The sequence below is a fragment of the Yoonia sp. genome (genome assembly GCF_017854565.1).
Taxonomy (GTDB): Bacteria; Pseudomonadota; Alphaproteobacteria; order Rhodobacterales; family Rhodobacteraceae; genus Yoonia.
Genome location: NZ_JAFMHJ010000071.1, coordinates 1 through 8,475, shown reverse-complemented (window position 1 = coordinate 8,475; position 8,475 = coordinate 1). Strand labels below are relative to the sequence as shown.

Annotated in this window: 7 protein-coding genes and 1 pseudogene; 6 read left to right on the top strand and 2 right to left on the bottom strand. The window is 55.5% G+C overall.

Features of this window, described 5'->3' with window-relative positions; translation table 11 throughout:
- Positions 1 to 409 precede the first annotated feature (409 nt).
- Entirely contained in the window at positions 410 to 1,954 is a 1,545-nt protein-coding gene (locus QZ196_RS16460; RefSeq protein ID WP_296428374.1) for an OmpA family protein, read from the top strand.
- A 10-nt stretch (positions 1,955 to 1,964) separates the two neighbouring features.
- Positions 1,965 to 2,252 carry a hypothetical protein gene (locus tag QZ196_RS16455; RefSeq protein ID WP_296428372.1) on the top strand — a complete coding sequence of 96 codons (288 nt, stop codon included), beginning with the start codon at positions 1,965 to 1,967 and terminating at the stop codon, positions 2,250 to 2,252.
- A gap of 147 nt (positions 2,253 to 2,399) precedes the next feature.
- Here QZ196_RS16455 and QZ196_RS16450 read toward each other — a convergent pair whose 3' ends face one another.
- On the bottom strand, positions 2,400 to 3,308 hold the full coding sequence (locus QZ196_RS16450) for an AEC family transporter (protein ID WP_296428370.1): 909 nt from the start codon (positions 3,306 to 3,308) through the stop codon (positions 2,400 to 2,402).
- A gap of 390 nt (positions 3,309 to 3,698) precedes the next feature.
- On the opposite strand from QZ196_RS16450, the gene QZ196_RS16445 reads away from it, so the two are divergent.
- The 4 genes from QZ196_RS16445 to QZ196_RS16430 are packed head-to-tail and all read left to right on the top strand — an operon-like array spanning position 3,699 to position 8,129.
- Positions 3,699 to 5,129, top strand: a complete 1,431-nt coding sequence (locus QZ196_RS16445) for an SLC13 family permease (RefSeq protein WP_296428369.1) — start codon at positions 3,699 to 3,701, stop codon at positions 5,127 to 5,129.
- A gap of 8 nt (positions 5,130 to 5,137) precedes the next feature.
- Positions 5,138 to 6,334, top strand: coding sequence for a hypothetical protein (locus QZ196_RS16440; RefSeq protein ID WP_296428367.1), 1,197 nt, complete (start codon positions 5,138 to 5,140; stop codon positions 6,332 to 6,334).
- Positions 6,331 to 7,014: an HAD family hydrolase gene (locus QZ196_RS16435; RefSeq protein WP_296428365.1), complete on the top strand. Its 684-nt coding sequence runs from the start codon at positions 6,331 to 6,333 to the stop codon at positions 7,012 to 7,014. The genes QZ196_RS16440 and QZ196_RS16435 overlap by 4 nt, the downstream gene beginning before the upstream one ends.
- Positions 7,014 to 8,129 carry a transporter substrate-binding domain-containing protein gene (locus QZ196_RS16430; RefSeq protein ID WP_296428363.1) on the top strand — a complete coding sequence of 372 codons (1,116 nt, stop codon included), beginning with the start codon at positions 7,014 to 7,016 and terminating at the stop codon, positions 8,127 to 8,129. Before QZ196_RS16435 ends, QZ196_RS16430 begins: the two co-directional genes overlap by 1 nt.
- 76 nt (positions 8,130 to 8,205) lie before the next feature.
- On the opposite strand, the pseudogene QZ196_RS16425 reads toward QZ196_RS16430, so the two are convergent.
- Positions 8,206 to 8,475, bottom strand: a pseudogene (locus tag QZ196_RS16425) (TRAP transporter large permease subunit); the annotation flags it as partial.

Sequence of the window (8,475 nt, the reverse complement as noted above, 5' to 3'; positions counted from 1 at the left end):
TCTGAAATCACAGACGCCGCATGAAATCGGCGGACAACTTGTTTGACAAACACCGCTTTTGCCAAACTGGGGGGATTAGCGATCGGCGTCAGTCTGGTTGATGGTGCATCACCGGGCTGAACCTGACACGGCGAACTGAAATCCGGCCTGCCGCGGGACGGCCAACCCTGCCGCCTGACGCAAAGCTATATGATCCACGGCGAATCGGGCGACTTAAGCGCATGGTCGCAGTCAGACCCGGCCTAAACCTTGGCCAACAATCAGCATGGGAATGAGGCGTAAATTTGTGCAACTTTCCCCGGTTTATGCCGACATGCGCCTAAAATTAGACCAATTTTGAACCTAGGTAGGTCTGGCAGCCCCGGTTCCGGTACTGTTTTCTAACCGTAAGTTATCAAGGAAGAATTTCATGAAGGCATTTCTCATTGCTGCAGTTGTATGCCTTACTGCGCTCACGTTCTACTCAGCCGCCCGGCTAACTTCGTCAAGCGCGGAGACGATCACGGCACAGCTTGTCGCAGATGCGCTCGATGCTCGGGTTGCAGAATCACAGTCCGGCATGGCGACTGAAATCGCAAAGCTGCAGGATGATGGTTCAGCCCTTGAGGCCGAAATCGGTACGCTGTCCCAGTCAGTTCAATCGCTCACGGCAGAGCGCGATGATCTAGCCGCAACGCTGGACGAGACGCGGGCCGCTTTCTCCGCAACCGACGTCGAACTCGCTGCGCAAACAGCGAGCTTTGCAGTTAATTTAGCCCGGATAAGTGATCTTGAAGCACAGCTGGCTGAGCGCGGCGCGCGTTTGTCTGACGCGGATGCGACGATCCAAACACTTAGCGAAACCATAGCCGCGAGCAGCGCCGCGTCAGACGCCATGTCTGCAGAAATGGCCGCCCTGCGGCAAAGCGCTGACAATGCTGCAGCTCGTGTGGCAGAATTGGAAACCGTCGCAGTATCATCCGTTGACACCGACGAGCAGGTAGCCCTGTTGCAAGCAGAGATCACGCAGCGTGACGCGACCCTCGGCGAACTTCGCGCCAGCGTTGCCGCGTTGACGGCAAACCTTGAAGCACGCGATCAGACGACAGACGCACCGACAAGTCAGACATCCAGCTTGGAGGCCGAGATTGAGGCGCTGACTGCCAGCGTCACGGAACGCGATACATTGATCGCATCCCTTGAAACGCAACGGGCCGAAGCCGGCACACCGGCCGAAGATGCCACCATCGAGATCGCCACCTTGACTGCGGCACTGGGCGAACGTGACGCAACAATCGCGGCATTGCAGGCTGCGCAGACCGCCGCCGCAGAGACACCCAAGGCGGCAACCGAAGAGGTCGACAACGGTGAAGCATTGGCTGCTCTGACATCCGAATACGAGGCTCGTGTGGCAGGTCTTGACGCCCAGATTACGGAGCTTACGGAACTGATGACAACACAGACGGGAACCATCGAAAGTCTTCGCCTCGGACTGGGTGAGGCACCTGTCGCGACAGAGGAACTGGCCCAAGTGTGTTTGGCGCGGGCCAACGGGATTCTGGGGGCTTCGCAAATCAGCTTTGGCACTGGCACGACTGAGATCAGTGACGATTCAGTGGCGACCCTCGAACGCCTGCGGGACCTTGCGATAGGCTGCCAAAATGATGACCTGATCATCGAAATCGGTGGTCACACTGATAGCCAAGGCGCCGAGAGCAATAATCAGGAATTGAGCGAAACACGTGCGCAGGCTGTATTGGACTTTATGGTAAGTAGTGGCATTGCGCCCGCAAGCATGCGCGCTGTCGGATTTGGTGAAACACAACCAATCGAAACAAACGAGACCGCTGCAGGTCGTGCCGCAAACCGTCGCATTACGTTTGAGTGGCAGGCCCGCGAAACAGCATCCGACACCCCAGACGAAACCACACCTGACACTGATGACGACGCCGTGTCGGGCACCGTAGCCGAGTAGGAAATTTCTAATGTCTTCTTTTTTGCTTCAAATGTTTGCGTTCATGCTCTGCACCTTCTTGCTGGGACTTCTTCTTGGCTGGCTTGTGTGGCGGTATGGCGGGGCTTCGCAACAGGCGTTGGATTCTGTAAACACCGAAGTCGATTTCTGGCGTAGCAACCTTGAACACTGCCGCGTGGAACTTGGTAACGAACAAAATACGGTTGCATCACTCCGCGAGGAAAAAGCGGCTCTCAAAAAACGCCTCGCTGCGCGCGACGCACAAGTAGATCCATCGGGTGCACGACCAGCTACCTAGTAGGGCTGGTCGCCAGATTATTTGCCTATGTGGAACGGGATATTCGGCCAATGCCCTTGTTGAATTTCTCGTAACACTGGGCAAGCCATGGTGCGCAAGGATAATGCCCCATAAGGTCCAAACCAGAACCGTCTCCGGGCGGCCCTGCTAACGATAGCCAAACACAAGCAGAACGAATGGGATCGTCAGGACAGCGGTGAGGGTCTGCGCCGTCACAAGCCCTGCCATATAGGTGCCATCGCCGTTAAACTGGCGGGTCAGGACGTAGGCCGTCGGTGCAGTCGGAACGGCAAAAAAGACCACGAGCACCAGCGCCTCTATCCCTTCGAGGCCGAATGTGAGCGCCAGCAGCGCCGCCAGCAGCGGCATCACCAACAGCCGCAGCGCGGTAATCCCTGACAATGCAAAGACGTCCTTTTGCATGGCGTCAGGCCGCAGGGCCGCACCGACGCACAGAAGGCCCAAGGGCAAACTTCCCTGCCCCAGAAGATCAAGAAATCGCCCGGTTCCGAACGGCAGGCCCATGCCGCTAAGCGCCAGAGAAATTCCGACCAAACATGCCAGGATCAGCGGATTGCGTGCCATGGTGGGCAACAGCGCCGCTGGCCTGCGCGTTTCGGTCGACGCGGTCAGGGCGATGATTGACAGCACATTGACCAACGGCACCGACACAGCCAGAAAAACGGCCGCCCGCCCCAGACCTTCGGCGCCAGCCAGACTGGCCGTGATTGCAAGGCCCAGATACGTATTGAACCGCACCACACCCTGAAGCGACGGACCAAAGCGCGCGGCAGGCGTAGGAACAAATCGCCGTATGATACCCAGTCCGGCCGCGGCGATGCAAATCGTCACAATCGCAGCGCCACCCAGCCGAAGGACCGCCGGATCGCGCAGGGGCGCGTCCACCAGACTGCTGACAAGCAGGGCGGGAAACAGGACAAAGTAGTTGATCCGCTCTGCAGCTGGCCAAAAACCCGGTTCCGGGAACATTGCACGCGCCAAAACGAAGCCGAGGCAAATCAGCGCGAACAGCGGCCAAATCGTGATGAATACCATTTCACACCGCCTCGTTAACTCTTTGAGTCATTCCTTAAACCCGAACGTCCACCGAATGTAAGGTAGCTTCAAATTCAGGACAGGCAGATATTGCCACAGCATCGCTCTGGCACCCGGAACGGTTGCTCCGTGCGAACATCAGCTCGTCAGATACGACCATGAATACATCGTGCGACTGATGCGCCGTATCCAGCAGGGTGTCGGCGATGTTCCGGGTCGCTGATAATGCAATTCAGCGCATTGTGTGAGTGCCTTTAATATCCTCAGAGTCGCGCGGGCGTTACGATCTGCGACCTGTCGTTTAGCGGGCCGCTTTTTGCCAGTTTCAAATTCCTTGAACCTGATGAAAATGCGTATATGGTTTCGACGTATTGTTTACAGGAAATCATTTTGTCCAATATTGACCATTCCGCTGGGGCCCAGCCACGCGACCGCAGTTTTCGCGATTTTGTAGCTTGGGCTTTGGTCGGTGTATTGCCGTGGCTGCTGTATCTGCGACTAGAACAATTGCTGCCATTCGAACAGACGATGTTCCTTACCTTGGCTCTGGCCGCAATTGTCATGTGGATTTTTCGGCTGACGCCCGATTTCGTGCCGGGTCTGGCGCTCATTCTCGTCGTCACGCTGCTGGATCTTGTGCCGCAGTCGATTGCCTTTAGCGGGTTTTATTCGCAGATATTCTTTTTGGTATTCGGGATTTTTGTCCTTGCCGCACTTCTGGCAGAAACCTCATGGCTCAATCGGCTTGAGGCGATGCTTGTCCGCCGCAATGCATCGTTTCCTACGCGGCTTTTTGCGGTCGTCTGTGCGGGTGTATTATTGACGCTGGTCGTTCCATCACCATTGGGCCGTGCAAGCATGATCCAACCCCTGGTACAGCGGTTCTTCCGCCCGGATCGCGCGCGCAAAAACGCGTTTTTGGCCCTTGTCCATATCCATGGCACAACGCTCATTTCCACAATTATCCTGACGGGCAATCCGCTGAACTTTGTTCTGATTGGTATGCTGAACGAACAGATGCGCGGCCGCTTTCAATGGATGGGGTGGCTACAGGCCGCCAGTGTTGCGGGAGTGGTGATGGCTGCTGGCTTCGTTGCGGCAATGTTCTTTTTTGCGGCGGCTGCCAGAAAAGCCAGCGCCGCCGGGGGCACAGAACCTCGACAATGCGCGCCACCGATCGCCGTCGTGTCAGACCCCCTGCGTGACTGGGCGACGCTCGGACTTTATGTATTTTTGATGGCTGCCATCCTGACGCGGTCGATCCATCAGGTGCCTTTGGAATGGATCGTGCTGTCCCTTGCGATGTCGGTCTTCTTTTTCTCGGGAATATCGCTGGCGACGCTGCGCCAGAAATTCGACTGGCCGACGCTTATCTTTGTGGCCACAGTCGTAGCATGGGGCCCGATGTTGGATCATCTGGGCCTGAGCCAGTGGTTGGCAGATCAGTTGCCGGTTCTGGTTCCGATCTTCGAGCGCAACCTCTACCTTGGCATGGCCATCACGATGGCCGGTGTTTTCGTAATCCGTCTGGCGGTGCCGGGCGCACCTGCATTCATCATTCTGGCCAGCACCCTTATACCTTTTGCGGAAGTGATCGGTATCTCGCCATGGGTTCTCGGATTTGTTATTCTGACGGTGTCGGAAGGATTTATCTGGCCCTATCAACACGGTGTCTTTTCCCAGGCAATCACAATGCTGGATGCAGAGCGTATCGCCTATCGAATGCAAACGCTGATCACCTTTAACATCCTGTTTTTCATGCTCCGCTGTGCTGCAATATTTATCAGTATTCCGTTCTGGAAAGCACTTAACCTTATCTAAGGGACCCGATGAGATCTTTTTTCACCGCCGCTAAATACCTCGTGATCGTCGTCCTGCTTGTCGTCGTCGCCCGACTGGTTCTAACGCACAACGAAGATCAGAAGAAGATATTGGTTGTGCATTCTTACAACAACGATCTTGCATGGGTGAACGATGTCGATGAGGGCGTGCGCCGGGCGATTGAAGATGCGGCGGGGCGGCGGGGGCCAAGTTTGAATGTGCGCACCCACTATATGAATTTGCGCAACCACCCTGACTGCAATTTCTACAAGAACGCGACGTCTGATGTGCGCTTTACCATTGGTGATTGGCAACCAGAAGTCCTGATACTGATCGATGACCTTGCGCAGGGCTTGGTCGGGTTCAACCAGGTGCGACTAAATGAAGGTGCGGATCGCGCGCGTATGGCGGGTGATCTCAACGCGTGGCTGGCCGGTGATCGGTGCCAGACCCCGGACATCAGCTTTTTTGGGCTTGACCAGCCGGTGACAGACAATTTCCCCGAAGTGGTTTTTGCTGGTGTGAACGGCGGCGTCGGCCTTTATGGTTATGATCAAGCGACCAACGTATCGGGCATTTTCGAGCGCAAGAACTATCAAGCCTTGATTGAGACGTTAGAGGCGCTTGATCGGGCATACGACGGGCCAGTGGATGGCATCATGATGCTGAACGATGCGTCACCGACGGGCGTTACCGAGAATGGAAATTATCTCTTGCAGGACTGGGCACCTTTTGTGGCGCATCCGCCTGTCGGCGCATCTGATTTCGCCGATTGGACCAGAGCGGTCGAAGAGGCCAATGCCGGCAATCTGATGTTGCTGATCGCCAATTATCAAAATGTCCGCGACGGCCAAGGTGGCACGGTTGACCCCGAAACTCTTGTCCAATGGACAGAGCGCAACGCAAAGTTGCCGATACTGGGGGCGAACACCCGCTTCGTCGCAGACGGTGGCATGATGACCGTTGCAATCGCGGGATCGGAACAGGGACAGGTTGCAATGGAACTGGCCATCGCTGCGATTGATGGAAACCCAGATCGGCCGCACTATGACGCGAAACAATTCCTGATCGGCATGAACCAAAGCCTCGTGCGCAAACGCAACTTGCAGCTGCCGTCCATTTACGAAGCATTCAGTCGCGAAATCGGAACCTTCATTGAGGCGATGGAGCAGCTGTATGTGGTGCAAAGCGGTGAAAACCAGTGACCGTGGCCGCGCCTCGGCCAACGGCGCTGCTCTTTGATTTTGACGGCGTGTTGATCAATAGTCTGCCAGTGATGCAACTGGCATTTTCAGCCGCTCTCCAAGAAGTTTACCCTCGGCAGCGCATGCACCACACAGCGCTGTTTGCCGAATATCAGAAATACCTCGGCATGGGGTTTCCCGAAATCATGAAACGACTGGAATTGTCGCAGGATATGTTCCAGCCGTTTCGCCGCCATAGCCGTATCCTTGCGCCCTATGTGCGGCTTTATGACGGGGCGGTTAATCTGCTTCAATGGGGCCGGGATAACAGGTTGCCAATGGGCATCGCGACCGGCAAGGATTTGGAACGCACATTGGAATTGCTGACCCAACTGGGCATTCGTGATTTCTTTTGCTCGGTTTTTGCCAGCGACAGTGTGAGCGCACCTAAGCCGGCGCCGGAGATGGCTGTGCGGTTTGCTGCGGAAAATGGCTTACAGATAGAATCGGTCGTGCTTATCGGCGATGCTGCGGCAGACATTCGTTGCGGTCAGGCGGCGGGCTGCATGACTGCCGCTGTCGCGTGGGGATACACCGACAAACAGTCCCTCTTGGCACTGGGTCCGACATTGATGTTTGAAACGCCGCAAGATGCGCAGCAGCAACTGATTAATTTGATGGCCGAGCAGGAGCGTTCTTGATGGTGCGCAGATCACATATCGTGATGTCACTGATTTTATGGTGCCTGACTGCCACCATGCCTTATGCGCAGCAATCGTGCCCTGATGTAGACCTGCAGAATCTAGAGCGTCCGATTGTAGTCGGCACAAAGTTTTCACCACCATTTGTCATGGGGTCAAAAACAGCACCGGATGGGCTAAGTATTGATCTGTGGCGGCTTATCGCGGATTGCTTTCGTCTTGGCCAAGATGATTACCGCTATGTTGAATACGGCACGATTGAGGAGCTGGTCGATGCCGCCACAGTCGGCGACGTTGATCTGGCGATTTCCGCGATCCCCATTACCGTGGCTGATGAACGCATCGTCGACTTTTCGTTTCCATATTTCGAGGCGTCGCTTGGTACGATCGTGCCGGACCGAAACCGTAGCGCGAACTTCAAGCTGCTCCTCGAACGTATTCTTGACTCCAACATTTTGGCGATCGTTTTTGGACTGCTGTGTTTTATGGTCGCAGTTGCAGTCGGCTATTGGTGGGTCGAACGGCGCAGCGGCAATGAGTTTTTCTCTGGCGGGCCATTTTCAGGGCTATATAGGGCGCTGATTTGGGCCGCTTTGCTGGTTTTTCAGGGCGAGGGTGACCCCTTCGAACTGAAATCACGTTTGGGACAACTACTGGTTCTGCTTTTGATGTTTGTCGGCGTCACCATTATTTCCAGTTTTACTGCGATTATCACGTCGAGCCTGACACTGCAGGCGCTTGAGCCCGAAGTCCGAACAATCGCCGATCTGGAAAACCGTACTGTGGCCGTGATCAACCAAGGCGATGCGGCGCAATGGGCCGCCGATGCCGGGATCACGGTGCGATCCCTTCATGATCTGTCGCAGGCGCAGCGCAATTTCGACGAAGACAAGATCGAGGTGGTCATTCACGAGCGCGAAGTCCTGCGGTATCTCATCAATCGGAAAAGCCTGAGCGGCGTCAAATTTGCGCCCCTGACGATGGCACCCCAAGATTACGCAATCGTGCTGCCCCCAAACAGCCCCCTACGCGAAGCGATCAATCTGACGATATTAACCATCATCAATACGCCAGCCTGGGCGGTCACCCAGCAGAAATATTTCGGCACACGATAAGCCCAGCCTGCCAATGATGATCCATCAAAGCGGGCCCATGGCGACCCAGCGCTGCCATAGTTCGTAACAATATATGCTACTGCAGGGCGTTTGGCAGGAAGAGGGCGATATTGGGGAACGCGATCAAAAGAACGATCATCACCAGCATCATGCAGACATATGGTATCGTCCCCACCATCACTTCGGACAGCTTTCCTGATTTGCGCGCGCCTTGCACCACGTAAAGGTTCAGACCAACAGGCGGTGTGATCAACGCCATTTCAATCAGCACGATCATCAAAATTCCGAACCAGTGTCAACGGCAGAGTAAAAGTGAGCCAAAGGGCAGCGCAAAATGTTGCCACTT